We start from the raw sequence: 26107 nt of genomic DNA, 5'->3' as shown, positions 1-26107 counted from the left end.
TCAGCCCTCCGGCGCCGTGGCCCGGATTCCGGCGAGGATCACGGAGACGATGCGTTCCGCGTCCGCGCGCGCGAAGGGACGCACGCCGCGGTTGACGATGAGATGGACGGGCCCGGAGATCATCTCGCCGAGGAACCCGCTGTCGACGGGCGGGAGTTCACCGCGTTCGACGGCCGAGTCCACCCGGCGGCGCATGGCGGCGACGCGCTGGTCGAGGACCTTGGTGAGCGCTTGGACGGCCTCGGTCTGGCGGGCGGAGTGGATGGCCTGCTCCAGGGACTGCCCGAAGGGGGTGTCCAGGACGGCGGCGAGCGCGAGCAGGAAGTCGACGAGGTCGCGCTGGAGATCGCCGGTGTCGGCGACGGAGGCCAGGTCCTCGACGTAGTGCAGCAGCGCCTCGACGACCAGGTCGTCGCGGTCGGGCCAGTTGCGGTACACGCTCGTGCGGTGGACGCCCGCGCACTCGGCGACCTCCTCGTACCGGAACCCCGCGATGCCGTCGCGGGCGACGAGTTCGACGGTCGCGGCGAGGATCCGCTCCCGTACCCGCGCGTTGCGGCCGCCGGGGCGCCGCGCGGCCGGCCGGGACTGCGACACGGGCTCTCACCTCACGTTCTGCGCTGGGGTGCCGATTGTCGCCAGGGGGTTCGTTGCGATGCAAGCCGATGGTCAGTACGCTCGCTAAAAGCGACGGCTTGTTTCTTTAAGGCGGGAGCCGTCCACCCGAACCCGCCACGACCCCTGGAGCACCCACGTGAACCTGCTCATCTCCGGAGCCGGAATCGCCGGTCTGGCCACGGCACTTGAGCTCGGCGGACGCGGCCACGCCGTCACCGTCGTCGAGCACGCCCGGCACTTACGCCTGACCGGCACCCCCATCGACATCCGCGGCGACGCGGTCCAGGCCGCCGCTCGCATGGGCCTGCTCACGCGGATCCGCGCCCACCGCGTCGACATGTCCGAGCGGACCCGCTTCGTCGACAGCGAGGGCGAGCCGGTGGCCCCCCTGCCGCCGGCCGAGTTCAACGACTCCGCCGACGACGTCGAACTCCTGCGCGCCGACCTCGTCCGGATCCTCGCCGACGCCCTCCCCGACACCGTGACCGTCCGCTTCGGCGACGCGGTCGAGGCGCTGGACGACGACGGCGCGGGCGTCGGCGTGCGGTTCGCGTCGGGCCGGACCGGGCGCTACGACGTCGTGATCGGCGCCGACGGCCAGCACTCCGGCGTGCGCGGGCTGGTGTTCGGGCCGGAACCGGAGTACACGCGCCACCTCGGCGTGTACTTCGCGCTGGCCGACTTCCCCGGCGGGACGGGGCCCGCGGGCGTGATCCACAACGTCCCCGGCCGGATGGCGGGCCTCTTCCGGTACGGCGGCAAGGCCGTCGCCGTGCTCCAGTTCCGGTCACCGCAGACCGACCACGACGACCGTGACCCGGACGTCCAGAAGAAACTCCTCGCCGAGGCGTTCGCAGATCAACGGTCGTGGCGGATACCGGAGTTGCTGGACGCCGCGCTCGCCGATCCCGACCTCTACTTCACCTCCGCGAGCCAGATCCACCTGCCCGCCTGGCACCGGGGCCGGGTCGTCCTCGTCGGCGACGCCGGGTACTGCCCGGCCTACCTCTCCGGCCGGGGCACGTCCCTCGCGCTGACCGGGGCGTGGCGGCTCGCGGAGGAGCTGGACGGCGCCGGCGCGGCCGAGCCCCACCACCCCGAGAGCCCTCAACTCCCTGCCCTCACCGCCGCGTTCGCCCGCTACGAGGCCCGCCACCGTCCGCACGTCGACGCTGCCCAGGCCCGCGCCCACCTCGGCCGCGAGCGCATCCTCCCGCCCACCTGGGCCGCGATCGCCGCCCGCGACGAGGCTCTGCGCACCGCCGCCGGAAAGGGTGCCTAATGGCAGGCACGCTGGAGAAGTCCGCCCCCGCCGCGCGGGAACACCGCTGGAGCGCGCGCCTCGTCGTGTGGGCGGCCGTCCTCACCCTCGCCAACGTCCTCGCGGACATGGCCATCGGCTCGCCCATGATGGTCCTGCCGCAGCTCCTCGACCACTTCGACACCGACCAGGCCGCGTGGCTGAACGCGAGCGCGCTGCTCGCCGGGGCCCTGTGGTCACCGCTCCTCGCGAAGAGCGCCGACCTGCTGGGCACGCGCCGGATCCTCGTCGTCACCCTGCTGCTGGCCTGCGCGGGCGCGCTGGTCTGTCTCGTCGCTCCCAGCCTCTGGATCTTCCTGGTCGGGCGTTTCCTCCAGGGCGCCGCCTTCGCGGCCGTGTTCCTCACGGTCGCCCTGACGCGCCGGATCAGCACGCCCCGGGTGGCGATGGCCCTGGTCGGGCTGGTGACGTCGGGTTCGTCGGTCGTCGGGATCGTCGAGCCGTTCGTGATGCAGCCGGTGATCGACGTGTTCGGGTACCGGAGCGTGTTCGGGGCGGCGGCGCTGCTCGCGGCGGTGGCGGCGGTGTGCGTGCGCGTGTTCGTCCCCGAGTCGCCGGTCAGGGGCACGGGCCGGGTCGACGTCGCCGGGGCGCTGCTGCTCGGCACCGGGCTCGGCGCGGTGCTCGCCTGGGTCAGCCTCGGGGGCGAGCTGGGCCGGCTCTCGCCGGGCGCGGTCGCGCTGCTGGTGGCCGGGGGCGCGGCGCTGGCGGGGTGGGCGTACCTCGCGCTGCGGACCGAGGAGCCCGTCATCGACGTCCGGGCCCTGACCCGGCCGATCCTGCTGACGCTGCTGGCGCTGGTCCTCGCGGCGGGTTCGTTCCGGAGCCTGTTGCAGCTGACGGGGATCGTCGCGCAGGTGCCGCCCGGTCTCGGGCTCGGGTACGGGCTGGGGGACGGGGAGGCGGTCGCGGTGCTGCTGGCCGCGCCGAACCTGGGGATCGTCGTCGGCGGCACCCTGGCGGGCTGGGCGGCGGGCCGGTTCGGTCCGGCACCACCGCTGCTCGGCGGGATCGCGACGGGCGCGCTCGCGGCGTTCGGGATGCTGGCCGGCGTCGCCGTCGTCCCGCTCGCGGTCGTCTGCGGAACCCTCGCCGGGATCGCCGCCGGGGCGATCGGCGCCTCCGGCTACAACCTGGCGACCAGCCTGGAGACCCCCGAACGGCAGGGCACGACCGCCGGGTTGGTCTCGGTCGTCCTCGCGCTCGGCTCGGTCGTCTTCAACTTCGCCGGCGGCGAGATCCTCAAGGCGACGGAGATCTCCGGGACTTACGCGGACGGCGCCCCGGTGAGCACGGCGACGGGGGTGCACCTGTACGTCGTGATGACGGGCGTCCTCTTCGCCCTCGCCGCGCTGCCCGCCCTCGCGCTGACCCGCGGGAGGCTACGGTCACGCTCATGACCGACGGCATCACCTGGCTCTGGGCGCCGCCCCGGCCCGAACTTCCGTGCACGCCACGGAACTCGACATGGACGACCTGGTTCCCGGGCCCTACCGCGCGGACGGGTACGGGGACGCCGCGATCCGCGTCGGCACGAGCGGCGCGTGGACGCCGGCCGTCGAGTACGGCGACTCGCCCGGCGGCGACCTCCTCGCGGAGGTCCCCCGGGGCGGCGTGGAGGTGATCCGCCACACCCTGGCGCGGGAGCACCGCACGGCCTGCGCGAGGAGGTGTGGCGCTGGGGCGAGCGACCCGACCTGCTGCTCCCGGAGTTGACCGCCGCCGGGATCCTCACTCCGGACGGCGACACCTTCCTGCCGGCGGACGACGAGGCGACGCGAAGCCTGGCCGTCCTGGAGCGGAGGTTCGGGCTGTCCCTCTCCCCCGCCGTCCTCCGGGACGCCAGGCTTCCCGCCCACACGCTGGTACGGGTCAGCGGCTGAGCCTCAACTCCGGTTCCGCCGCCGCGTCGAGGCCGCCGAGGACGGCCGTGAACGCGTCGGTCCGTACGACGAGTCCGTCCGAGGACCACTCGGCGCGCACGGTCAGCGGTTCGGTGCCGCCGTGGCGGACGGCGAAGACGTGCAGGTCCTCGGGGGCGTCCGCCAGCGGGCCCGCCTCCACGGCCGTGGAGCTGACCAGGTGGCTCCAGCCCTCGTCGGGGTTGCCGTAGCCGCGCGGGTCGGCCGCGAGGGCGAACGCCGCTTCCTGCTGGCTGAGTTCGCACCGCGCGTCGAAGTGGTCGGGCCCTTCGGCGGCGGGGTGGGTGAGGCGCAGCTCGCCCGCCGAGGCGACGGCCGCCTCGGACGTGCGCAGGACCCGCTCGCCGTCGTCCGCCGCGTACGGCAGTCCGGCGAGGAGGTACGGCTCGCCGGGGAGGCGTTCGACGGCGACGGTCGTCCACAGCACGGCGCCGTCGGTGACGTACAGGGAGCGGACGCTGCGCAGGACGTGGTCACGGCCGACGACCGGCTTGGTCACCAACTTGGCGCTCAGGCCGTCCACTTGGACGTCGTGGACGCGGACCTCGCCCATCGGGCGGGTGAAGAGGAACCCGTCGAGGACCGGTCCGAAGCCGTGCTGGCGGTTCACGGCGGCCGGGAGGTAGTAGGTGCCGGCCGCCTCGACCAGCGAGGGCGTCAGCTTGGAGTCGAACGCCACCGACACGCCGCCGGACCGGAGTTGGTGCCGTGCCGGGGCGGTGGACGGCTCGCGGTGCCAGACGGTGTCGTCCTGGATCTGCCAGACGAGCATCCAGGCGAAGTGCCCGTCGACCCCGCCGTCCGGTTTGACCGCGTACCGGCCCCAGCGGGTGTCACCCCGGTAGCGGCCGATGTCGGCGCCGATACGGGCGCCGAAGTACCGCAGCCCGAGGACGGATTCGAAGCCGGAGTGCTGCTCGCTGTAGCGCGGGCCGCCGTTGTCGAAGCCGCCGCCGGTGAGGCGGGCGTCGATGTAGCGGGCCAGGGTCTCGCCGTCCTCGGCGAACATCTCCTCACCGCTGACCCGGTGGGCCTGGGCGAGGAAGGAGAGGGAGATCGGGCCGTAGTTGTTGTCGTAGGCGCCGCCGTGCTCGGGGGGCAGCAGCGCGCCCCGGTCGTACACGCGGTGAGCGCGGATCTCGCTCTCGTACAACTCCAGTGCGCGCGCCCGGACTTCGGCGCCGCCGGAGGGGAGGTGGGCGGCCAGCATCAGGCCGCCGACAATGCAGCCGATGGCCTGGTTGCCGGCCTCCTGCGGGTTGAAGAAGGTCGCCTCGGTGAGCCAGGACCAGTAGCCCCGGGCCACGTCGAGGAGGCGCGCCCGCTGCTCGTCCGGCACCAACTCCCCCGACAGGTCGAGGAGGTTGACCGCCTGGAGCAGCGCCCACACCGTGCTCGGCCAGTCCCCGATGGGGTGCGCGCCGGAGGCGAGGACGTAACGGGCGTACGGCAGGCCCGAGTCGCGGATCCGCAGGTTCGGGTAGCCGGGGTTGTCCTCGGTGTAGACGCGCTCGTCGAGGTGGAAGGCGAGGCTGCGGCGCACCGCCTCGGGCAGGCGGGGGTCCTTGGACCGGTGCCAGGCCAGGGCGAGCAGGGAGGTCATCCCGAGGGAGGTGTCGCCGATGTCGTCGGTGCAGTCGGGGTGTTCGAGGTTGCCCTCGGGGGTGAGGCGGGCGAGGGCCTGCTCGACGACGTCGGCGAGGACGGCGTCGTACGCCTCGGGGGTGTCCGGGAGGTCGTGCAGACAGCCGCGCTGGTGGAGGAGGTGCACGCTCGTTCAGCCCTTCATGCCGGAGGTGGCCATGCCTTCGACCAGCCGCTTCTGGAAGATGAGGAAGCAGATCAGGGTGGGCGCGAGGGCGATGGTGGACATCGCGAACATGGCGCCGTAGGAGGATCCGCTGGTCTGGTCCATGAAGAGGGTCAGGCCGAGGGGGACGGTGAACTTGTCGTTCTGCTGGAGGTAGACGAGCTGGTGCAGGAAGTCGTCGTAGGTCCAGATGAACGTGAAGATCGTGGTGGTGACCAGGGCCGGCTTCATCAGCGGCAGGATGATCTTCCAGTAGATCTGCCAGGGGTTGGCGCCGTCCATCATGGCCGCCTGGTCCAGCTCGCGCGGGATGGAGCGGATGAACTGGACCATCAGGAAGATGAAGAAGGCGTCCACCGCGAGGAACTTGGGCACGATCAGCGGCAGGTAGGTGTTGATCCAGGTCAGGTTGTAGAAGATCGTGTACTGCGGGATCAGCACCGCCTGGGTCGGCAGCATCAGCGTGCCGAGCATCAGGCCGAACCAGAGCTTCTTCCACCGGAACTCGAAGCGCGCGAAGGCGTAGGCGGCCAGCGAGCAGGAGATGATGTTGCCGATGACCGCGCCGATCGTGACGATCAGCGAGTTGGTGATGTAGAGCGAGAAGGAGTTGCCGGAGCCGTCCCAGCCCTTGCTGTAGTTCTCGGGGTTGAGCTTGTTGGGGATCAGCCCGGGGTGGGTGAAGATCTCCGTGTCGGGCTTCAGGGAGCTGCTGAGCATCCACATCAGCGGGTAGAGCATGACGATCGCGACACCGATGAGGACGGTGTGGATGAAGATGCGGCGGGCGCCGGTGGCGGAGCGGAGCTTCTGCAACGGCGACGGGGTAATGGCGGACATCGAAGCTTTCCTCAATCGTCAGTCGTCGTAGTGGACCCAGTAGCGGCTGGCGATGAAGTTGACCGCCGTGAAGCCCGCGATGACCAGGAACAGCACCCAGGCCAGCGCCGAGGCGTACCCCATCTGAAGGTCGGTGAAGCCCTTCTTGTAGAGGTACAGGGAGTAGAGCATCGTCGAGTTGAGGGGTCCGCCGGAGCCGTTGCTGATGACGAACGCGGGGGTGAAGGTCTTGAACGCGTCGATGATCTGCAGGACGACGTTGAAGAAGACGATCGGGGTGAGCAGCGGCAGGGTGATCTTGAAGAACCGGGTCACCGGGCTGGCGCCGTCGATCTCGGCGGCCTCGTAGACGTCCTTGGGGAGCTGCTTGAGGCCGGCCAGGAAGATGACCATCGGGGTGCCGAACTGCCAGACGGCCAGCAGGATCAGCGTGTAGAGCGCGGTGTCGGGGCTGGAGATCCAGTCCTGGCCCTTGATGCCGAACCAGGACAGGAAGTCGTTGAAGAGGCCGTCCCCGCCGAAGACCTGGCGCCAGACGATGGCGATGGCGACCGCGCCGCCGAGCAGCGAGGGCAGGTAGAACGCGGCCCGGTAGAGACCGATGCCCTTGATGTCGCGGTTGAGGAGCATGGCGACGGCGAGCGCGAGGCCGAGCTTGAGGGGGACGGAGACGACGACGTACAGCAGGGTCGCGTGGACCGAGTCCCAGAAGACCGGGTCGTCGGTGAACATCCGCTCGTAGTTGGCGGTGCCGACCCACTTCTCCGGGGTGAGCAGGTCGAAGTCGGTGAACGACAGGTACAGCGAGTCGAGCATCGGGTAGATCGTCAGCCCGAACAGGCCCACGAACCACGGGGCCAGGAAGAGGTACGGCCACCAGCCGCCGCCTCGCTTCCTCGCGAGGCGGCGCCGCTGCCGGTCGCGCTCCCGCTGGTCGGAGGGGGTCGCCGCGGGCGACTCCTTCACGACCTCGTCGGTCTTCGCGGTGGTCATACTCATCTCCCTGGCCCTCTTCTGTACTTGAGCCCGCTCAGGCGGACAGGATGCCTGCCGCCTGGTCGAAGAACTTGCCCGACTGCGACGTGATGGTGGCCTTGCCGAAGGCCACGGCGAGGTTCGACTGGAACAGCAGGTCCCAGATCTGGTCGGCGCCCTGCGGCGGCGGCACCGGGTTCGGCAGCACGTTGGTGGCCTTGGCGACGCGCTGCGAGATGTAGTCGGCGCTCGCCATGTTGAGCTTGTCCGTCGCGTTGAGGCCGGCGGCGATCAGGTTGCGGGCCTTCTCGGTCGGCGGGATGCCGCGCAGCAGCTGCATGTCCTTGATCGCGGTGTCGTTCTGCGCGAAGAAGGAGATGATCTTGACGGAGTCGGCGATCCGCTTGCTGGTCTTGGTGGCGCTCAGCAGGACACCGCCGTTGACGAAGTTGCCCTCGCGGGCGCCGGACCAGTTGCCCTGCGGGGTGGGCAGGAAGTCGAGCTGCGCGTCGGTGATCGAGCCGCCCGCGCCGTAGACGCCGGAGTCGAAGGTGAACAGCGCCTTGCCGATGACGACCGCGTTCTTGGTGAGGTCGTTGTGCGCGGCCGAGGTGATCGCGGCCGGCGGGGAGGCGTTGGTCTTGCGCATCTCGGCCCAGAACTCCCACCACTCCTGGAGGGTGTCCGGGGTGAAGCCGAGCTTCTTGCCGTCGTCCGAGAAGAACTGCTGGCCCTTCTCGCGGGCGAAGATCTCGAAGCACTGGAGGGTGGAGCCGCCGCCGTCGTCGACGCCGTACGTCTTGCCGCCGCTCTTCTTGTAGACCTCCTGCGCGATCGCCTTGAGGTCGTTCCAGTTCCACTCGCGCTCGGGCAGCTTCAGGCCGAGGGCTTCGAGGCCGCTGCGGTTGACGGTGAGCTGGTTGACGCCGATGCCGGAGGGGACGCCGTACAGCTTGCCGTCGACGGTGCCGCTGGCCAGCAGGGTCTTGGAGAAGCCGGTGAGGTCGAGGTCCTTGCCGACGTACTCGTCGATGGGGGCGAGGACGCCCTTGCGCGCGTACTGGGCGACGAGCCCGGTGTCCATCTGCATCAGGTCGGGGGCGGAGCCGCCCGCGACGTTGGTGTTGAACTTGTCGAAGTATCCGTCGTACCCCTGGTAGGTCTCCTGGATCTTGATCTTCGGGTTGTCCTGCTGGAACGTGGCAAGCGCTTTCTTGTACGCCGCGTGGCGCTGGTCGCTGCCCCACCAGGTCATCGTCAGCTTGCTGTTGCTGCTGCCGGCGCCCGTGCCGCCGCCGCAGGCGCTCAGCGTGGTGCCGAGCGCCGTCGCGACCGTGATGCCGCTCGCGGCGCGGAAAATGCTTCTGCGCGAGATCTCGTGACCCACCGGGTCCCTCCCTGGGTGTGCGTGACGGATCTTCCGGCCGGTGAGGCGGCTCGGGTTCCTTTGAGTGAGTGCGCTCATGGTCCGCGGCCTCGCCCGGCCGCGCCACCTGGACGAACGGGATCCCCCCACGGACACGCCCCGTGGGCCCGTACGGTCCGTACGGCTGGATTCACCGCTCTGCGCCGGGGTCCCGCCCGGCTAGAAAGCGCTTGTCCGGACATTGGCAGAAGCGGATGGAGTCCGTCAATGCCTCTTGTCCGACCCCTCGGTCACGGTTTGGATTCCTCGGGCCACCGCGAGGCGGGCGGCGCCCGCGACGGTGGCGTCCTCGCCGACCTCGCCGACGACCACCTCGGTGGGCCAGCTCAGGCGCGCCAGCTCCGCCCGCACCCCCGGCAGGAGCTGCGGGTTCGCGCCGATGCCGCCGCCCAGGACGATCAGGCCCGGGTCGAGGACGGCGACGGTGGCCGCGGCCAGCCTGCCGACCTCGCGGGCGTGCGCGGCGACGAATCCGGCGGCGTCGGTGTGCCCGTTTCCGGCCAGCGCGAAGAGTTCGGCGGCGTCCTCCGGGGCCGTGCCGTCCGTCCACCCCTCCCGCACCCTGCGCATCAGCGCGCCCGCCCCTACGTACGCCTCCATCCCCTCCAGCACCGACTCCCGGTCCGGCCGCCACGGGTACGGCAACCGCGCGATCTCCCCCGCCGCCCCACCGGCCCCCCGCAACACCTGCCCCCCGACCACGATCCCCAGCCCTATCCCGTACCCCACCTGCAAATACCCGAACGTGTGCCGCCCCCTCGCCGCCCCCTCATGCAACTCCGCCAACGCCGCGCAGTTCACGTTGTTCTCGATGTGCACCGGCAGATGCGGGGGCAACGCCAACGCGTCGACGGCAGCGGCGACGGCGGGGGTGGCGGGGCGGGCCCCACGGGGGTCACCGGAGCGGGGGCCGTGGCCGGGGCCGGGGTGCGACGGGTACCCGGGAGCGGGGTGCGCAGGACGGCCGGCGCCGGGCTCGGAGGAGCGGCCGGCGTCGGGGCGCGGCAGGGCGCCGGTGTCCGCGCCCCCGGCACGGCCGACCTCCGGCTCCCACCGACCGCTCGCCTCGGATCCGGGCTCACCGCTTGCCTCGTCCCGTGACCGGCCACCTGCCGAACCCTGGCGCCCTTCCCCCACCTCGGAGCCCAGCGGGCCATCTGCCACGGCCCCGCGTCGGCCACGTGCCTCGGGCGCCGCCCGATCACCGGCCTCGCCCCGGCCCTGGTCGGTCGGGCCGGGCCCCGACCGACCGCTCGCGGCGGGTGCGCGTCGGCCGCCCGCCGCAGGCGCAGGTCGGCCGACCGAGGACTCCGGGCCCCGCCCCCCGCCGCCGCGTCCAACCGTCCCTGGCTTCCCTGCCGCCCCCGGCCACGCCCTTCCACACTCCGCCGGTCGCACCACGTCCGGGACCGCCACCACCACGCCCCGCACCGGCCCCCGTTCCTCGTGGGCGAGGGTGCGCAGGACCGCTTGGACGGTTTCGGCGGGGTGGGTTTGGGTGGTGTGGGTGGTGAGGACGGTGCCGTCGAGGGCGCAGGCGCGGACGATCGTGTGGGTGGAGCCGAGGTCGACGGCGAGGACGGTGCCGGCGGCGGGGCCGAGGCGGTAGACGGCGGCGGCGCGGCCGGTCGCGCCGTGGGCGGTGCCGGTGCGGGCGGCGAGCCCGGCGGCCTCCAGCTCGGCGACGGCCGCCGAGACGGTCGGTTTGGAGAGCCCCGCGAGCTGCGCGAGCCGGGGCCGGGTCGCGTCGCCGGAGGCGGCCAGCACGGCGAACACCGCGCCCGCGCTCTCACTCAGGTGCTGCACAACTCCCCCACAAGTACAGGTCGGCGAGCACTCCGGCGCGTTGTGGCGCCGGAGTTACGAATGATTGAATGTCTGGACAGCGAAAACCGGACGGAACACGCCTTCCACTGTCCGGAAAACACGCCTCACAGCCGGGGAGAACAGCCCCTGCCGGGCGGTACATCGTCTCTTGACGCACCCTAGTTCGTTAGTTAGCTTCCTAACGAAATCCCCACGGTACTCGCCTGCCGTGCCCGACTGAAGCCCGTCCCGGGGCTTCCCGAGATTTGTTCAACGTTCGTTCACACTTCGCACGGTTCGCCCGCCGTCGCAGCTCAGCGCATCGACGAAGGAAGAACCCGTGCAGGACGCACCCCCCTCGTACCCGCTCCTGGTCGGCATCGACGTGGGCGGCACCAAGACGCACCTCCGCGCGCTCGCGGGGGACGACACGGTCGCCGACCACGTCCGCCCCAGCGACGGCTGGCGCCCGCACGACACCGACGCCGCCGTCCGCTGGCTGGCCGGCCTGCTCACCGAGGCGCTGCCCGCGGGCGCGCGCCCGGCCGCCGTCGCGGTCGGCGCGCACGCCTGCGAGACGCCCCGGCAGTGCACCGACATCCGGCACGCGCTCGAAGAACTCCTCGGCGTGCCCGCCCGCGTCGTGGGCGACGCCGAACTCCTCGTGCCCGCGGCCGGGTTGGACAAGGGCGTCGGTCTGGTCGCCGGCACCGGTTCCGTCGCGGTGGGCCGCCTGGCCGACGGCTCGGCGGTCCAGGTCGGCGGCTGGGGCGCGGTCCTCGGCGACGAGGGCGGCGCCGCCGGACTCGTCCGCGAGGCGGCCCGCGCGAGCTGGGCCGCGCACGACCGCGGCGAGGCCCCCGACCCGCTCGCCCAGGGTCTCGTGGCGGCCCTCGGCGTCCCCGAAGTACCCGCGCTGGGCGCCGCGTTGGAGGGCGCCGCCAACGCGTCCGCCGACTGGGGCCGGCACGCCCCGGTCGTCTTCTCCGCCGCCGCGTCCGGCTCCCCCCTCGCCCGTGCCGTCATCGCCGAGGCGGGCCGCGCCTTGGCCGCGCTCGTCGCCCGGCTCGCCGCGCGCGGGGTGCCGGTGGACGACGTGGTGGTGGCGGGCGGCACGGTCCTCAGCCAACCGGTGCTGTACGACGCGTTCACGGCGGGCCTCGCCGAGGCCGTGCCGGGCGCGCGGGCGCAGCCGCTGACGGTGGCCCCGGTGACCGGGGCGGTGGCGCTGGCGCGCGGACTCCTGTAGAACTCCCTCTCCTTATATATGTGTTGGTGAAACGGGGTCGCGCCGGACCCCAGAAGGGGTCATCCCGGACTTCCCGTTCACCCGCGGGACACCGTCCAGCCTCCGTTCCCACCCTGAACGGTCACGACCCCGCCGTAGATCTTCGCTCGTACGCACCACCCGGCTCAGTCGACGGCAGCAGCCTCCGAGCCACCCCCGATCGCACGATCTCCGTCAAGAGAGGCACACGCATGTCGTCCCCCGTCGAAGTGAACAGAAGGCGTTTCCTCAAGGTGTCCATGGGCGGTTCGGCCGCCCTGGTGGCCGCGCCGACGCTGGTGTCCTGGCTCGGCGCCGCCGACGCCAAGGCCGCGACCGCGGCGCCGGCGGCGTTCGTCGACGACTACCGCACGAACATCACCGCGAACCTGACGCCCGAGACCAACGCCGTCGTGCGGATCCTCGGCGGGATGACCAAGGTCTGGAAGACCGGCCCGGACTGGAACACCGGCACGGTCATCGACCACGAGGTGCTGCGGGCCAACGTGCGGTACTGCGTCAACCTCACGCACGCCCGCACCGAGGCCCAGGCCCGCGAGGCGTTCGTCTACGACCGCCAGCACCAGAGCTACGCGATGATCGGCGCCCTCGGCCCGCTCGCCCCGCTCTACCGGACCGGCGCCAAGGCGGTCACCTCGATCACCGCCGCCCCCGACGACACCCCGCCGGCGAAGGTCGAGGACGCCGTCCCCGCCGGCGCCCCCGAGGGCTCCGCGCTCGGCGCCGGCTCGTACACCTCGGACCTCGGCCAGGTCGCCAAGCTCGTCGACACCGTGCGCGGCCCGTTCGCGTCCGGCAACCCCGGCAAGTACGCGTTCCAGTACCCGCGTCCGTGGCGGCTCAACGAGAACAGCGAGGTCGTCGACACCGGGAAGACCGACGCGCTCGGCTACCCCGTCTACGACTCGAAGGTGATCGTCGTCAAGCAGCTGCTGCGCCAGCGCAGCACCTCGCCCAAGGACGACGGCGGCTTCCCCAGCGGCCACACCAACGCCTTCCACCTGGCCGCCCTGGCGTACGCGTACGCGGTGCCGGAGCGGTTCCAGGAGATCGTGACCCGCGCCTTCGAGCTGAGCCACACCCGGATCATGTCCGGCATGCACTCCACGGTCGACGTGATGGGCGGCCGGATCATGGCGACCGCGCTCGCCGCCGCGACCCTCGCCGACCCGGCGAACGCGGAGATCAAGGCCGCCGCGCGCGCCCAGGCGCTGGCCTACTTCACGCAGCGGACGGGCACCACCCCCGACACCCTGTTCGCGTACGCCCACTCGGACTCCTCGGACCAGTACGCCGACCGCGAGCGCAACGCCTGCCTGGTCGAGCCGAAGCTGACCTACGTCCTCCCGCGCAAGGGCCGCAAGCTGCCGCTGACGGTCCCCAAGGGCGCCGAGGTCCTGCTGGAGACCCGCCAGCCGTACCTGACGGCCGAGCAGCGCCGCGCGGTGCTGCGCACGACGGCCGTGGACTCCGGGTACGTCCTGCTGGACGGCCTCGAACAGTGGGGCCGGCTGCACCTGTTCGCGGCGGCGGACGGCTACGGCGCCTTCGAGTCCCACGTCACGGTCACCCTGGACGCGGCGAAGGGCGGCTTCCACGCGGCGGACGCCTGGCGCAACGACATCGAGGGTCCCGGCGGCCTCACCAAGAAGGGCTCCGGCACGCTCACCCTCACCGGCCACAACCGCTACCACGGCGGCACGGTCGTCGAGGCGGGCACGCTGGTCGCGGGCCACGCGAACGCGCTCGGCCAGGGCGACGTCACCCTCAGGGGCGGCACGCTGCGCGCGGCCCGTCCGGTGCGGGTGCGCGGCGCGTGGGCGCAGGGCGCTGCGACGCTGGACGTGACGGTCCGCAAGGGTCACGGGGCCGTCGTCAGCGTCTCGGGGCGGGCCCGTCTGGAGAAGGGCGCCACGCTGGTGCTGCGGCTGGACGAGAAGCACCCGCCGGCCGCCGGTACGGTCGTCCACGTGCTGCACGCGGCGCGGCTGCGCGGGCAGTTCGACAAGGTGGAGCTGAACTCGGCCCACCTGCGGGCCGTACCTCACTACACGGCGGACGGTCTGTCGGTACGACTCGTGAAGCGGTGACGTGACGGCGGGGTGGGGGCGGCCCGGGCCGCTCCCACCCCGTACGGCTACCTGGGACGGATGATGGCGAGCACAGCACTGCGTTTGGTTTCCCGCCCCTGGGTGGCCTGGTTCCTGGTGGTCCTGTTACTCGGGCAGATGGCCGCCGTCATGGTCACGACGGCCGTCCAGCAGACGCCGACCATCGACGAGCCCGTGTACGTCGGGACCGCCGCCGACTACCTGCACGCGCACGAGGTCCGCTACAACCCCGAGCACCCGCCGCTGGGCAAGCTGGTCGTGGCGGTGGGCGTGGCGATCGCCGATCCGCACTACGACTCCCAATTCACCGGCACCCAGGGCGCGTTGGGCCGACACCTCCTCTACGAGTCGGGCAACGACCCGTGGGACGTGATGCTGTGGGCCCGGTTACCCGTGATCGCGCTGACGCTGCTGTTCGGGCTGGTCGTCTTCCTCTTCGCGCGCGATGTCGCGGGCCGCGCGGCGGCGTTCGTCGCGCTGGCCCTGTACGTGTTCTCGCCGGACGTGATCGCGCACGGTTCGCTGGCCACGCTGGACGTCCCGGCGGCGGGGTTCCTGCTGACGTCGGCGTGGCTGTTATGGCGGGCCCGGCACCGGCCGAGGCGGTATCTGCCGCTCGCGGGGCTGGCGTTGGGGGCGGCGCTGGCGACGAAGATGAGCACGCTGACGGCGGTGCCGGTGTTCGCGGCGCTGGCGGTGGTGGCGGTGTGGCGGGCGGGGTGGCGCAGGGCGCTGGTGGGGGCGGTGGGGGTGGTGGTGGCCGCGTTCGCGGTGGTGTGGGTGTCGTACCTCGTGGTGGATCCCCGGCTGCGGTGGAGTCCGGCGCCGGGTGAGATCCCGGGGGTGCGCGGGCTGCGGGGGCTCGCGGTGGAGCTGCTGCCGGTGCCCGAGGCGTACCGGGACGGGATGCGGGTGCAGTTCCGGTTCGAGAACCAGGCGTGGCAGGGGTTCCTGTTCGGGCGCCTCTACACGGGGTCGCGCTGGTACTACCTGCCGGCCGCGCTGCTGGTGAAGACACCTTTGGGGATGCTGGCGCTGTGGGCGGCCGGTGCGGTGGCGATGCTCGCGGTGCGGCGGCTGCGGCGGGCCGCGGTGTTCGTGCTGCTGCCGGCCGGGGTGCTGCTGGCGTCGGCGATGACGGGGTCGCGGGATCTGGGGACGCGGTACGCGGTGTTCCTGCCGATGTTCCTCGCGGTGGCGGCGGGCTGCGCGCTCGTGCTGCGGCGGGTGTGGGTGACGGGGGCGCTGGTGGCGTTCGTCGCGGTGAGTTCGCTGCGGACGTTTCCCTACTATCTGCCGTACTCCAACGAGGCGTTCGGGGGTCCGGCGCGCACCCATCTGCGGCTGCACGACTCCAACGTGGACTGGGGCCAGGACCTCGGCCGGCTCGCCGACCGCTACCGGGGCGAGCCGATGTGGCTGGTCTACAAGGGCGCCGGGGTGCCGTCGTACTACGGCATCCGCGCGAGCGATCCGCGCACGGTACCCGCCGAGCGCGTCCGGGGGCTGCTGGTGGTGTCGGACTCGGCGGCGGCGAAGGCGACGGGGCGCCTCGCGGAGCTGCTGCGGACCAGCCGGGCGGTGGACGACGTGGGGCACTCGATCACCGTCTACCGGCGGTGAACCGATCTTGGGGTGGGTTATGTTGAGCCGCGTGGGAGACAAAGGAGGAGGGTCCGTGCCCTCGCCGCAGCAGGCCCGCGCCCAGGCGTCGGCGATCACCTCGGGCAGGTCGGTGCCGGCGGCCGAGCCCTCCCCGACCTCGCAGGTGCGGGACCTGTTCGACGGTCCCCGCCTCTCCCCCGGCCAGCGGCGCATCGCGCAGTACCTGATCGAGCACCTGACCGAGGCGTCCCTGCTGTCCATCACCGACCTCGCCGAGCGCGTCGGTGTCAGCCAGCCCTCGGTGACCCGGTTCGCGGCGGCCGTCGGCTTCAGCGGCTATCCGGCGCTGCGGGAACGGCTCCAGGCGCTGGCGCTCGGTCCGCGCGGGGCGGCCGAGGTGGACCGGGGCAACGAACTCCAGGCGGCGGTGGACGCCGAGATCGAGAACCTGGAGAACCTGCGCCGTGACTTCGCCGACCCGGACCGGGTCATCGAGGTCGGCCGGGCCCTGTCGGAGTCGGCGCCGCTGACCGTCCTGGGCCTGCGGATCTCGGCGTCGCTCGCGGAGTACTTCGCGTACGCGGCCCGCCGGGTCCACCCGGACGTGCGGCCCGTGACGCGGGGCGGGAGCGTCGCCTACGACGCGCTGCTCCAGTCCCGGGAGACGGGCGGGACGTGGGTGCTGGCGTTCTCGATGCCCCGGCACGCCCACGAGACGCTGATGGCCGTGCGGGTGGCGCGCGGGGCCGGGCTGAAGGTCGCGCTGATCACGGACCTGGCGCTCGGTCCGCTGGCCGACGAGGCGGACGTGGTGTTCGCGACGGGGACGGGGTCGCGGCTGGTGTTCGACTCGTACGCGGCGCCGGGCGTGATGGCGGCGGCCCTGCTCCAGGCCATGACGGACGCGGGTCCGGAGCGGACGCAGGCGCGGCTTGAGGAGTACGAGCAGGTCGCCGAGCGCCACCAGTTCTTCCTGCGGGACTGAGCACCTTACGGGCAGGTAGCGACGGCGTGGAGACCGTCCGATGACGCTGTGAATGTTTTCATACGTCTTGCCAAGGTGAGCGCATATATAAATACTTCTCACGGTCGCACCGCCGCACATCGGAAGCCATGCTCATGAGTCTCACGACGACGCGCCTCAGCCCGGACTGGCCCCGCCACGTCAAGACGCCCGGCAGCCACGACTGGGAGCGTTCGGCCGTCAAATGGCTGCGCGAGCTGGTCCCGGCGCGGTACGGGAGCTATCCGGCGCTGCTGCGCCACCCCGTCCTGCTCGCCCGGCACGCGCACCTCCAGGTCCAGCAGGAGGTCCGGGTGGCGCGGACGGCGCTCCAGACGGCCCGCGCGGACCTGCCCGCCCTCGGGCTGCACGAGGCGGCGATCGAGCACACGATCAAGCTGTACGCGGCGGAGCTGACGCAGCTCCAGCACCTCGCGCGCGGGGTACGGGCGGTGGCGGCGGCGCTGGCGGCTCAGTCGCCCTCTCTGCGGCGCTGACGCCCGCCGCGCCGGCGTTCGCCGCGGGACTCGCGCCAGTACCAGACCAGCCCCGCGAGCAGGGCCACCAGGAAGATCACGGGCAGGACGAGGCCCGGGACGCGGGAGACGGTCATGACGCGGCCTTCGGCTCGGTGGGCCGGGGTGCCGAACGCCCACCGGCCCACCACGCATTGTGACATGGGACACAGTTCATGCGTCCCGTGCGTCAGGGGACGCGTCAGAAGGCGTCAGGAGGTGCGCGCCTCCAGGTCCCGGCGCGTGTGGTCGCCGTAGACGCCGGACTCGTCGCCCCTGATGCCGTACCAGACCTGGAAGCGGGCCACGGCCTCGGTGAGGGCCGCGTCGAAGTCGCCGCTGGTCGAGCCGTTGTCGTAGACGTTCGGGATGCGGCGCAGGCGCTCCTGGAGGTCGACGACCTCCGCGCCGCTGGCGCCCTCGCGCAGGACGCCGCCCGGGTCCTCGGCCACCGGATCCTGGGCCGCCGGGGCACTGGGCGCCGGGGCCGGTTCCTGCTGGACCGGCGCGCTGGCGACCGGGGGCCGCGGCTGGGGCCGGGCCGCCGCGCTGTCGCCGCCCCGGCCGGGCAGGAGCAGGATCGCGGCGGCGAAACCGGCCAGCGCGGCGGCGGACACCGCGATGATCCCGGCCGCGCGGCGCACCCCCTTGCCGGTGGCCTGCGGGGGCGGCGGACCGGGGCGGTGCGACGGAGTGGAGCGGCGCTGCGGACCGGAGCGGTGCGGCGAGCCGGTGCGGTGCTGCGGACCGGGGCGGTGCGGCGGGACCGGCGGGATCCGCTGAGTGGGCGGCTCGGCGGGGGCCACGTTCACCGCCTCGTACGTCCGGGTCTTCTCCTGGCCCGGAGCCTCGTCGCTCAGTTCGGTCAGCTCGCGGAACAGGTCCGCGAGCGCGTCGGTGCGGCGGGGCCTGAGGACCACGATGGGTTCCAGGACCTCCCGCTCGAAGTTCTCGCCGCCGCCCTGCGGTGTCGGCACGCCGCTCTCCCCTCTCCTCGGATCCCCGGCGCTAGATACGGGCGCGCGGGCGGTGGGGTTCAGGCCATACCGGGATCGGATCTTTCACCCGGACGACGTAGCATGGAGCGACGGGGGCCGAGGACGTCACCGGCTCCCGACCGGCGTCCTCGTCCCGAAGGGTTCTCTGCTCCCGTGACCACCGCGACACTTCTCGACGGCAAGGCCGCTGCGGCCGACATCAAGACCGAGCTGGCCCAGCGGGTGAGTGCGCTCAAGGAGCGCGGGATCACCCCGGGCCTCGGCACCATCCTCGTCGGCGACGACCCGGGCAGCCGCTCCTACGTCGGCGGCAAGCACCGCGACTGCGCGCAGGTCGGCATCTCCTCCATCCGCGTGGAACTGCCCGCCGACGCCTCCCAGGCCGACGTCGAGGCGGCCGTGCTGCGCCTGAACGAGGACCCGGCCTGCACCGGCTTCATCGTCCAGCTCCCGCTGCCCGCGCACATCGACACCCACGCGGTCCTCGAACTGATCGACCCCCGCAAGGACGCGGACGGCCTGCACCCGACCAACCTGGGCCGGCTGGTCCTCGGCATCCCGGGCCCGCTGCCGTGCACCCCGCGCGGCATCATCGACCTGCTGCGCCGCAACAACGTGGCCATCACCGGCCAGCAGTTCTGCGTCATCGGCTGTGGCATCACCGTCGGCCGCCCGCTGGGCCTGATGCTGACGCGCTCCACCGAGCACGCCACGGTCACGCTGTGCCACGAGGCCACGCAGGACGTCGCGGCGCACGCCCGCGAGGCCGACGTCGTGGTCGCCGCGGCCGGCGTCGCCCACCTGGTCACCCCGGACTGGATCAAGCCCGGCGCGACGGTCCTGTCGGTCGGCCTGACCCGCACGGTCGAGGGCATCCTCGGCGACGTCCACCCCGACGTCAGCGACGTCGCCGGCTCGTACTCCCCGCCGGTCGGCGGGGTCGGCCCGATGACGCGGGCGATGCTGCTGACGAACGTGGTCGAGGCCGCCGAGCGCCAGTAGCACTCAGTTCCCTCTAGGCTCCAGATGGCAGGGAACTGAGTGCCATCGCGTGCTACGTTCCCTGCCATGAGCAAGCCCCCCATGCGGGACGCGCTGGTCGCGGCGGCCTTCCGGCTGTTCCTGGAACGCGGGTACGAACAGACCACGGTCGACGACATCGTGGCCCTCGCCGGGGTCGGCCGGCGGTCGTTCTTCCGGTACTTCCCCTCCAAGGAGGACGTGGTCTTCCCCGACCACGAGCGGTGCCTCGCCGACATGACCGCCTTCCTCACCGAGGACGGCGTGAACGACGCGGGTGGCGCGGGGCACGAGCCGGTGCGCCGGGTGTGCGACGCGGCCCGGCTGGTGCTGCGGATGTACGCCGAGAACCCGGCCTTCTCCGTGCAGCGCTACCGGCTCACCAAGCGCGTACCGGGGCTGCGCGCCTACGAGTTGTCGGTGGTGTGGCGCTACGAGCGCGCCCTCGCCGAGTACCTGCGCGCCCGCTACGCCGACCGCCCCGACGGCACGCTGCGCGCCGACGTGATCGCGGCGGCGGTGGTGGCCGCGCACAACAACGCCCTGCGCTCCTGGCTGCGTTCGGACGGCACGGGTGACGCGGGCGCGATGGTCGACCACGCGCTGGAGTACGTCCACGCGACCTACGGCCCCGCCGCACCCCCGGCCGAGCGGCCCGAGGACGTGGTCGTGGTCGTCTCCCGGCGCGGTGCGCCGCTGTGGCGGGTGGTCCAGGAGATCGAGACGACGCTGGGGCGCCCCTGACCGGGCGTCGGACCTGACACAGGGGTGCCCCTGATCCCACGTCAGGGGTACCCAGTGCCTTTACGGCTGGCACTGAGTGCCATACGCTGATCGTTGTGCACGGCGGCACGGAGGTACGCCCCGTGCGGTCCGTCCGCGCGAGCCCAGGGAGTCGATCAGCGTGTATCACCACACGAACGCCACGCAGCGGGCGGCCGGCGGGGCCGCCGTCCTCGACCGGCGCACCCCCGACACCGAGACGATCCGCTTCCAGCGGTGCACCTACTGCGGCACCGCGATGTACCACCGGGTGCTGTGCCCCGTCTGCCGGGGCAGCGAGCTGCGCACCGAGCGCAGCGAGGGCGTCGGCACCGTCCGGCACTCGACGGTCGTGCACCGCAACACGCCCGCCGCGCGCAACGTGTCGATGATCGAGATGGCCGAGGGGTTCGTGGTGCGCGGCCGGGTCATCGGGCCGCCGATCGGCATCCACAGCGGGGACCGGGTGCGGCTGACGACCGCTCAGGACCCGGTGCGCGGCGAGCCGGTGTTCCAGCTGATCGACGAGCCGTACCGGTCCTGGTAGCCGGTCCGCGCGGTCGGCTGCAGATGTTCTTGAAAGTTTCAGAACTGGCTTGAAAGAGTCGGTCGTTGATCCGAACAGAGTTCCCACAGCCAACCCATAGGACATGCTTCGCATCCTCAATGACGTGCGAGGCGCCCGGTTCCGACGGGACGCCGCACTCCATGTGCGAGGAGGGAACTCCCTTGTCCCGTGCCCGGCGAATAGGTGTCACCGCTGTGGCCGCGATAGCGGTCCTGGCGGGTTCACCGACGTTGGCCCAGGCAACCCAGCAGCCGTCGGCGAGTCCGTCGGCCGCGCACCCGCTTCCGCCCGGCTGGCGCGTATCCGGCCATGATCTGCTGTGGCGCGCGTCGCAGCCCGTGCCCATGGGGGACGCGCGCGTGGAGTTCCACGCGAACGGCCGCCTCCTGGGCGTCCCTCAGCCGGCCGCCGACGGCCGCACGTTCAAGCTCGCCCTCGACGACGCCGCACAGGCCGAGGAGCTGACCCGCCTCCAGGTCCGGGCGAGCGGACGCCGGCTGGACGTCGAGGAGCCCGCCGCCGCCCCCTCACTCGCCGCGCCCCAGGCCGCCCCGGCGCTGCCGGCCAACCCGGTCGACCCCGGCAAGCCCGGCCCGTACCGGACATCGAGCGGCGAGTACTCGCTGCCCGCCGTCAAACTCCCCGGTTTCAAGGTGCCCGTGGAGATGCGGGGCCTGGTGATCGCGCCCAAGGGCGCCACCGGCAAGCGTCCCGTCGCGCTGTTCCTGCACGGCAGGCACTCGACCTGCTACAAGCCGGGCAGCGAGAACGACGTCACGGGCGACTGGCCCTGCGCCAAGGGCTACAAGGAGATCCCCAGCCACCAGGGCTACGTGAAGGACCAGCAACTCCTCGCGTCCCAGGGCTATGTGACGGTCTCCATCTCCGCGAACGGCATCAACGGCCAGGACTGGGAAGCCGACGACGCCGGGGCGCAGGCCCGCTCCTCGCTGGTCCGCCGCCACCTGGCCCGCTGGGCGGACTGGGCCGCGAAGCCGTCGTCCGCGCCCGCGATCGTGCGCGGTGCGCCGAAGACCGACCTGTCGAAGGTGCTGCTCGTCGGGCACTCGCGCGGCGGTGAGGGCGTCAACCGGGCGGCCATGGACAGCCTGTACCCGCCGCCCGCCGCCCAGGACGGGGCACCCGGCAAGGCGCGCTGGCACATCAGCGGGACCGTGCTGATCGGACCGACGATCTTCGGCCAGAACCCGGTCGCCGACGTGCCGTCCGCGACGATCCTGCCGGGCTGCGACGGCGACGTCTCCGACCTCCAGGGCGAGGTCTACGTCGACGGCACGCGCGGTGTCAGCAACGGCAAGGCGCTGCACAGCGCGGTGTACGTGGTCGGCGCGAACCACAACTTCTTCAACACCGAGTGGACGCCCGGCAAGGCGAAGGCCCCGGCCTGGGACGACTTCTACGCCGACCCGGAGAAGCCCGACGCGGTCTGCGCCCCCGGCAAGGCGACCCGGCTGACCGCCGACCAGCAGCACCAGGCCGGCGCCGTCTACATCGCCGCCGCCGCGCGGCTGTTCGTCGCCGGTGACGACCGGGTACGCCCGCTCCTCGACGGGACGGCCGTCCGCGCCCCCTCGGCCGGGAAGGCGCAGGTCCTCACGCACGCCGTCGGCGCGAACCGGGGTGCCGGGTTCCTGCCGGACACCGCCGTGACCGTGTCCGGCGCCCGGCTCTGCGACGAGATCACCGCCGACCCGAAGGCGGCGTGCGGGCTCGACCGCAAGAAGGGCACCTCGCCGCACTTCGCGCAGTGGGACACCGAGCGGGAGGCCGGCCGCCGCGCGGTCGCCGTCTCCTGGACCAAGCCGGGCACGGCCGCGCGGATCACCCCCGCGAAGCCGCTGTCGCTGGCCGGTTCGCAGTCGCTCGCGCTGCGCGTCTTCGTCCCGCCGAACACCCGGGGCACCAAGCTCGACGTGACCCTCGTCGACTCCGCGAACCGGCGCGCCAAGCTCGGCCAGGTCGCCGTGGACGGGCTGCCCGGCACCGACGCCACCGCCTCCTACTGGGCGCGCGAGGTGCGGGTCCCGCTGAAGACGGCGAGGACGTTCGACCTCAAGAAGGTCAAGTCCCTTGAGCTGACGCCGCGTTCGACGTCCGGCAAGGCGTGGCTGATCGACGCCTGGGGCTGGCGTCCCGGCACCCCCGCCGCCCAGGCCGCCGCGCTGGCGCGCGTGGACGTCGGCCGGCTCACCGTCAAGGAGGGCGACTCCGGGGTGCGTACCTACCGGGTGCCGGTGACGGTGTCCGGGAAGGGCAGCGGGCAGGTCCGCTACTACGTCCTCGACCCCGACTCGGGCAAGGCCACGGACAAGCTGGTGACCGTCCGGCCCGGCGTCAGCAACATCGACGTCCAGGTGCAGGTCAAGGGCGACACCCGGTTCGGGTACGACCAGCGGCAGGACATCGCCGTGAAGGCGGTGCGCGGCGCGGTCGTCGGGAACCACCGGGGCGGGGTCACCGCGCTCAACGACGACCCGGAGCCGAAGGCGACGCTCACGCCGGTCACGGACAAGGTGACCGAGGGCGGGACGCTGCTGTGGCGGCTGACGCTCTCCGAGAAGGCCGACGTCGACATCTTCAAGCCGGTGCGGATCGTGCCGGTGACGGAGGGGACCGAGCTGTCCACGAAGGACGTCGACGCGCAGTGGCTCGACGACTACTCGGGGCAGAAGCCGGACCCGGAGCGGGCGCTGTCGAAGGCCGACGTCTGGGTGTGGCTGACCATCGAGGCCGGCCAGACCACCGCCGACTTCGACATCAAGACCGTCAAGGACAGTGTCACCGAGCCGGCCGAGTCGGTGCGGGTGGCGCAGACCGACCAGGACGGGAAGGAGCTGCCGGGGACGGCGGTGACGGGGACGGTGACGGACGCGTCCTGAGGTACTTCCCAAGGTGAGGGGGCGCGAGCTGTCCGGCTCGCGCCCCCTCACTCGTCCTCACACCGTGATCCGGACGCCGATCGTGCCGTCCAGCCCGCGCCGCAGCCGGCTGCCCAGCAGGGTGAGGCGGCCGAGGATCCCGTACTTCTTCGCGATCAGCGTCCGGTACCGGGCCGTCGTCGCCGCGTCGCAGATCTCCGCCGTGCCCGGCACCTGCTCGCCCGTCGGGTTGCCCCGGGCGTCGCAGGGGCCGACCATGACGTCCGCACGGGCCCGGATCCGCTTGACCTTCCAGGAGTCGGTCACGGTCCAGGCGCCCAGCGCGTCGCCGTCGCGCACCACCCACACCGGCGTGGAGACACCGGTCCCGTTCTTGCGGTAGCTGGTGATGAGCAGGTACTTGCCCGCGCCCAGTCGGTCGGTCGGCGTAGTCATACCGGCAGTCTAGGTACTCACCAGCGGGGCAGCCTCAGTTCGTACTCCGGCTGGAAGGTGCGCATGTAGCCGGTGTCGTCGCGGCCCTTCATCCCGGAGTCGAGGTAGCGGCGGTGCAGCCGCTCCAGGACGTCGTGGTCGAGGTCGACGCCGAGCCCGGGGCCGGTCGGGACCCTGACCTCGCCGTTCTCGATCTTCAGCGGGCCCCCGACAATGACCTCGTCGCCGCTGTTCCACGGGTAGTGGGTGTCGCAGGAGTGGTCGAGGTTGGGAATGGCGGCGGCGACGTGGGTCATCGCGGCGAGGCTGATGCCGAGGTGGGAGTTGGAGTGCATGGACAGCTTGACGCCGAACGCCTCGCAGACGGCGGCGAGTTCACGGGTGCGGCGCAGCCCGCCCCAGTAGTGATGGTCCGTCAGGAGGACCTGGATCGCGCCCTGTTCGATCGCCGGCTTCAGGTGTTCCCAGGCGATCACGCACATGTTGGTCGCGAGCGGCATCGGCGCGGTCCGCGCGACCTCGGCCATGCCCTCGATGCCCCGGGTCGGGTCCTCCAAGTATTCGAGGACGCCGTCGAGCTGTTCGGCGACGTACCGCGAAGTCTCCACGGTCCAGGCGATGTTGGGGTCCAGGCGCAGGGGCCGGCCGGGGAACGCCTCGGCGAGGGCACGGATCGCGGCGATCTCCTCGTCGGGCGGGAAGACACCGCCCTTGAGCTTGAACGACTCGAACCCGTACCGCTCGTGCATGAGGCGGGCCTGCTCGACGATCCCGGCGGGGTCGAGGGCGGCGCCCCAGTCGTCGGTGATCGCGGGACGGCCGTCCAGCTCGGGGTGCTCGGCCCACTTGTAGAAGAGGTACGCGGCGAACGGCACGGTGTCGCGGACCCTGCCGCCGAGGAGGTCGCTGACCGGGCGGCCGAGCAGCTTGCCCTGGGCGTCGAGGCAGGCGACCTCGACGGCGGAGGAGGTCCAGCCGCGCTCGTGGGAGGAGTCGACGGTCGGACGCAGCGCGGTGTCGATGGCGGCGCTGACGGCCGTCGCGTCGAAGACGTCCATGCCGACGACGGTCTGCGCGGCGATCTCAAGTCGTTCCAGGCGGGCGGCGCCGCCGGGGGACTCGCCGAGGCCCACCGTGCCGTCCTCCAGGACGAGTTGGAGGATGATCCGCAGGGCGAGGGGTTCGTGGCAGCCGTTGGAGTTGAGGAGCGGCGGGTCGCTGAAGGCGATCGGGGTGACGATCAGTTCGCGGATGCGGGTGGCGCTCATGCGGCGACGGTCTCCAGTCCGTGGTCGAGGAGTTGCGCGAGCCTGTCGAGGTGGTCGGGGGTGAGGTCGACGAGGGGGGCGCGGACGCCGCCGACGTCCAGGCCGCGCAGGCTGACACCGGCCTTGACCAGGGCGACAGCGTAGCCGGGTACCTCGTCGCGCAGGGCGACGAGGGGGGCGTAGAACTCGTCGAGGAGGGTGCCGGTGAGGGCTGTGTCCCCTTCGGCGAGGGCCTGGTGGAAGGCGAGGGCGATCTCGGGGGCGAAGGCGAAGACGGCCGAGGAGTAGAGGCCGACGCCGATGCCCTGGTAGGCGGGGGCGGTCATCTCGGCGGTGGGCAGGCCGTTGAAGAACTGGAACTCCGGCTGTTCGGCGCGCACCCGGCGCACGATGCGGTGGAGGAGTTCGAGGTCGCCGAGGCCGTCCTTGAGGCCGGTGACGTTCGGGAGGGCGGCGATCGCGGCGGCGGTGTCCTCGGTGAGGCGTGCGGTGCCGCGCTGGTAGAAGATCGCCGGGAGGCTGGTTGCCGCGGTGACCTCCTCCGTGTACCGGAGCAGGCCCTGCTGGGGGGCGGTGACCAGGTAGGGCGGGAGCAGGAGGATGCCGTCGGCGCCCGCGCGTGCGGCGCGTTCGGCGTGGTCGCGGGCGACGGGGGTGGGCCCGCCGGCGGCGGCGAGGACGGGGACGCGTCCGGCGGTGGTCTTGACGGCGACCTGGGTGGCGCGTTCGACCTCGTCGGGGGTGAGGGCGTGGAACTCGCCGGTCCCGCAGGCGACGAAGACGCCGCCCGCGCCGGCCCGGACACCGTTGTCGATGTGCTGGGCGAGTCGTTCCTCGTCCAAGTCTCCGTTCCTGTCGAACGGGGTGACCGGGAAGAACAGCACTCCGTGGAACTTCATGTCTTCTCTCAAGGGGG

The 26107-nt window shown here is 72.3% G+C and carries 23 protein-coding genes and 2 pseudogenes; 13 read left to right on the top strand and 12 right to left on the bottom strand.

What is annotated here, in order from left to right; all coding sequences use genetic code 11:
• Positions 1–597: a TetR/AcrR family transcriptional regulator gene (locus tag IAG44_RS37265; protein ID WP_187751476.1), complete on the bottom strand. Its 597-nt coding sequence runs from the start codon at positions 595–597 to the stop codon at positions 1–3.
• A 157-nt stretch (positions 598–754) separates the two neighbouring features.
• Between IAG44_RS37265 and IAG44_RS37260 the strand changes: the two genes are divergently transcribed.
• The 4 genes from IAG44_RS37260 to IAG44_RS37245 all read left to right on the top strand — a co-directional run bounded on the left by IAG44_RS37260 (position 755) and on the right by IAG44_RS37245 (position 3822).
• Positions 755–1900: an FAD-dependent monooxygenase gene (locus tag IAG44_RS37260; RefSeq protein ID WP_187751475.1), complete on the top strand. Its 1146-nt coding sequence runs from the start codon at positions 755–757 to the stop codon at positions 1898–1900.
• On the top strand, positions 1900–3339 hold the full coding sequence (locus IAG44_RS37255; RefSeq protein WP_187751474.1) for an MFS transporter: 1440 nt from the start codon (positions 1900–1902) through the stop codon (positions 3337–3339). The genes IAG44_RS37260 and IAG44_RS37255 overlap by 1 nt, the downstream gene beginning before the upstream one ends.
• Positions 3340–3406: 67 nt before the next feature.
• Positions 3407–3655, top strand: a complete 249-nt coding sequence (locus tag IAG44_RS37250) for a hypothetical protein (protein WP_187751473.1) — start codon at positions 3407–3409, stop codon at positions 3653–3655.
• Positions 3652–3822 (top strand): hypothetical protein, encoded by a 171-nt coding sequence (locus tag IAG44_RS37245; RefSeq protein ID WP_187751472.1) that lies wholly within the window; start codon positions 3652–3654, stop codon positions 3820–3822. The genes IAG44_RS37250 and IAG44_RS37245 overlap by 4 nt, the downstream gene beginning before the upstream one ends.
• Here IAG44_RS37245 and IAG44_RS37240 read toward each other — a convergent pair.
• The 6 genes and pseudogenes from IAG44_RS37240 to IAG44_RS44850 form a co-directional block, all read right to left on the bottom strand.
• Positions 3812–5632, bottom strand: coding sequence for a hypothetical protein (locus tag IAG44_RS37240; RefSeq protein ID WP_187751471.1), 1821 nt, complete (start codon positions 5630–5632; stop codon positions 3812–3814). The genes IAG44_RS37245 and IAG44_RS37240 overlap by 11 nt on opposite strands.
• 6 nt (positions 5633–5638) lie before the next feature.
• Positions 5639–6511, bottom strand: a complete 873-nt coding sequence (locus IAG44_RS37235) for a carbohydrate ABC transporter permease (RefSeq protein ID WP_187751470.1) — start codon at positions 6509–6511, stop codon at positions 5639–5641.
• 18 nt (positions 6512–6529) lie between these two features.
• Positions 6530–7504, bottom strand: a complete 975-nt coding sequence (locus IAG44_RS37230; RefSeq protein WP_187751469.1) for a carbohydrate ABC transporter permease — start codon at positions 7502–7504, stop codon at positions 6530–6532.
• 37 nt (positions 7505–7541) lie between these two features.
• The gene (locus IAG44_RS37225; RefSeq protein WP_187751468.1) at positions 7542–8873 is read right to left on the bottom strand and encodes an ABC transporter substrate-binding protein; all 1332 of its coding nucleotides are present in this window, start codon (positions 8871–8873) and stop codon (positions 7542–7544) included.
• A 243-nt stretch (positions 8874–9116) separates the two neighbouring features.
• A pseudogene (locus tag IAG44_RS37220) lies at positions 9117–9800 on the bottom strand (ROK family protein); the annotation flags it as partial.
• A gap of 807 nt (positions 9801–10607) precedes the next feature.
• Positions 10608–10679 (bottom strand): annotated as a pseudogene (locus tag IAG44_RS44850) (hypothetical protein); the annotation flags it as partial.
• 379 nt (positions 10680–11058) lie between these two features.
• Here IAG44_RS44850 and IAG44_RS37210 point away from each other — a divergent pair.
• The 5 genes from IAG44_RS37210 (at position 11059) to IAG44_RS37190 (ending at position 17222) form a co-directional block, all read left to right on the top strand.
• Entirely contained in the window at positions 11059–11967 is a 909-nt protein-coding gene (locus IAG44_RS37210; protein WP_187751467.1) for an N-acetylglucosamine kinase, read from the top strand.
• A gap of 230 nt (positions 11968–12197) precedes the next feature.
• A complete protein-coding gene (locus IAG44_RS37205) occupies positions 12198–14096 on the top strand; it encodes a phosphatase PAP2 family protein (RefSeq protein ID WP_187751466.1) in 1899 nt (632 codons plus the stop codon).
• A 63-nt stretch (positions 14097–14159) separates the two neighbouring features.
• Complete coding sequence (locus tag IAG44_RS37200; RefSeq protein WP_246562374.1) at positions 14160–15740, top strand: ArnT family glycosyltransferase; 1581 nt, start codon at positions 14160–14162, stop codon at positions 15738–15740.
• Positions 15741–15795: 55 nt separating this feature from the next.
• Positions 15796–16707 (top strand): MurR/RpiR family transcriptional regulator, encoded by a 912-nt coding sequence (locus tag IAG44_RS37195; RefSeq protein WP_187751465.1) that lies wholly within the window; start codon positions 15796–15798, stop codon positions 16705–16707.
• Between the two features lie 128 nt (positions 16708–16835).
• Positions 16836–17222: a hypothetical protein gene (locus IAG44_RS37190; protein WP_187751464.1), complete on the top strand. Its 387-nt coding sequence runs from the start codon at positions 16836–16838 to the stop codon at positions 17220–17222.
• Here the strand turns inward: IAG44_RS37190 and IAG44_RS37185 are convergent.
• Complete coding sequence (locus IAG44_RS37185) at positions 17198–17404, bottom strand: hypothetical protein (RefSeq protein WP_187753152.1); 207 nt, start codon at positions 17402–17404, stop codon at positions 17198–17200. The genes IAG44_RS37190 and IAG44_RS37185 overlap by 25 nt on opposite strands.
• A 48-nt stretch (positions 17405–17452) precedes the next feature.
• On the bottom strand, positions 17453–18217 hold the full coding sequence (locus IAG44_RS37180; protein WP_187751463.1) for a peptidoglycan-binding domain-containing protein: 765 nt from the start codon (positions 18215–18217) through the stop codon (positions 17453–17455).
• Positions 18218–18391: 174 nt separating this feature from the next.
• Between IAG44_RS37180 and IAG44_RS37175 the strand changes: the two genes are divergently transcribed.
• From IAG44_RS37175 to IAG44_RS37160, 4 genes are all read left to right on the top strand, one after another.
• Complete coding sequence (locus IAG44_RS37175; protein ID WP_187751462.1) at positions 18392–19240, top strand: bifunctional methylenetetrahydrofolate dehydrogenase/methenyltetrahydrofolate cyclohydrolase; 849 nt, start codon at positions 18392–18394, stop codon at positions 19238–19240.
• An 81-nt stretch (positions 19241–19321) separates the two neighbouring features.
• Entirely contained in the window at positions 19322–20002 is a 681-nt protein-coding gene (locus IAG44_RS37170; RefSeq protein ID WP_187753018.1) for a TetR family transcriptional regulator, read from the top strand.
• A gap of 160 nt (positions 20003–20162) precedes the next feature.
• On the top strand, positions 20163–20567 hold the full coding sequence (locus tag IAG44_RS37165) for a Zn-ribbon domain-containing OB-fold protein (protein WP_187751461.1): 405 nt from the start codon (positions 20163–20165) through the stop codon (positions 20565–20567).
• 161 nt (positions 20568–20728) lie between these two features.
• Positions 20729–23488 (top strand): alpha/beta hydrolase family protein, encoded by a 2760-nt coding sequence (locus IAG44_RS37160; RefSeq protein WP_246564852.1) that lies wholly within the window; start codon positions 20729–20731, stop codon positions 23486–23488.
• A gap of 57 nt (positions 23489–23545) precedes the next feature.
• On the opposite strand, the gene IAG44_RS37155 is transcribed toward IAG44_RS37160, so the two are convergent.
• Genes IAG44_RS37155 through IAG44_RS37145 form a run of 3 tightly spaced genes read right to left on the bottom strand, consistent with a single transcriptional unit; the run spans position 23546 to position 26090 of the window.
• A complete protein-coding gene (locus IAG44_RS37155; protein WP_187751459.1) occupies positions 23546–23923 on the bottom strand; it encodes a PPOX class F420-dependent oxidoreductase in 378 nt (125 codons plus the stop codon).
• 17 nt (positions 23924–23940) lie between these two features.
• Positions 23941–25191, bottom strand: a complete 1251-nt coding sequence (locus IAG44_RS37150; protein WP_187751458.1) for a glucarate dehydratase family protein — start codon at positions 25189–25191, stop codon at positions 23941–23943.
• Entirely contained in the window at positions 25188–26090 is a 903-nt protein-coding gene (locus IAG44_RS37145; protein WP_187751457.1) for a 5-dehydro-4-deoxyglucarate dehydratase, read from the bottom strand. The genes IAG44_RS37150 and IAG44_RS37145 overlap by 4 nt, the downstream gene beginning before the upstream one ends.
• Positions 26091–26107 lie beyond the last annotated feature (17 nt).

Source organism: Streptomyces roseirectus (genome assembly GCF_014489635.1).
Taxonomy (GTDB): Bacteria; Actinomycetota; Actinomycetes; order Streptomycetales; family Streptomycetaceae; genus Streptomyces; species Streptomyces roseirectus.
This window is presented reverse-complemented; position numbering and strand designations above follow the sequence as displayed.